Below are 1,240 nucleotides of genomic sequence, written 5' to 3'. Positions count from 1 at the left end.
TGTAGATACCGTCTTGAACCTCACCGGGCAAGCGCAAGTTTCGGGTCGTAGGGCTGGCCCGACTTGAGTACGCCGTAAACGAAGTGCAGCAGCTTTCGCATCGCCGCACAAATGATCTGCTTGGGGGCCTTTCCGTTGGCCTTCAGGCGGTCTTTCATGGCTTTGATCGCCTCGTTATGTTTCAACGCTACCAGGCCAGGCATGTACAGACCCGCCCGAACGCGAGCCGAGCCGATCCTCGAAATCACTGTTCTGCCTTTGAGCTTTCCCGAGTCCTGCAGCTTTGGGTTCAACCCTGCGGCAGCGACCAGTTTGCGAGGATCATCATATTTACGCAGGTCGCCCAGCTCGGCCAGCAGCCGCTCAATCGTTTTTTCCCCGATACCGTCAATGGTCACGATCAAGTCGCGCATCTCGCGCATGTCCGGGTCGTCATCGACGTGGTTTTTGATTGCCTTGTGCGTTTGCGCGATCTCTTTTTCGATGTGATGCAGCACAGAGTTAATCGAGGCTTTAACCTTTTCATCGGACACATCCAGACGATTGCGCTCCATTCGCTCCATCTCCTGGAGATCGTCCAGGCGGCGCACCAAGGCTTTGAGCTGGCGATACTTCAGCGGCTCTGGCGCCCACAGCGGAAGCTTTTCATTCTTTTCGCGGGCAAAGTCAGCGATCAGTTTGGCATCGCTTTTATCGGTTTTGATCCGACGTAATTCGCTGTCGGCGTAGGCGTGGGTCGTGGCCGGATTGACCACGCAGACCCGGTAACCCTTGTTGTAGACGAACTCGGCCAGCTCCAGGTGATAGACACTGGTCGCTTCCATCACGATCAGGGCCGAAGGTTCGACCTGCTTTTGCAACCAGGCCTCAAACTCTTTGAAACCTTTCAAATCGTTGGAAAGTTTAGCCTTGGTTTTGTGCTTGCCATTTGGCAGATGAGTAGCAATATCAAAAGTATTCTTTGCGACATCGACGCCGACGAAACTGGACATGACCGTCCCTCCATTAGGTCCCTTGCGATCATCACTGCACTCCGTCCAACCTTGTGAATGCGGGCTCTCGCCAGAGACGGGCCCAAGATACCGTTCGAACTGTATGAGTGAGTGCGGAGGACTGGAGCACAATCTACGTCACAGGCAAAAAGCCTAAGGAGCTGCACGGCTTCCAGATCCCTCCCTCGATGATCAGTCGAGAACTATCGCTCCTGATGGAGCGATAGTCGAGATACAAGGAGCTGCCG

General features: G+C 54.6%; 1 protein-coding gene. It reads right to left on the bottom strand.

Features of this window, described 5'->3' with window-relative positions; translation table 11 throughout:
• Positions 1-20: 20 nt before the first annotated feature.
• Positions 21-992, bottom strand: a complete 972-nt coding sequence (locus ACM110_RS29965) for an IS110 family transposase (RefSeq protein WP_416130624.1) — start codon at positions 990-992, stop codon at positions 21-23.
• Between the last annotated feature and the right edge of the window lie 248 nt (positions 993-1,240).

Source organism: Pseudomonas sp. NFX98 (assembly GCF_047784845.1).
Classification (GTDB): Bacteria; Pseudomonadota; Gammaproteobacteria; order Pseudomonadales; family Pseudomonadaceae; genus Aquipseudomonas.
The sequence above is the reverse complement of the archived record's forward strand: the minus strand, read 5'-3'. Positions and strand labels throughout refer to the sequence as shown.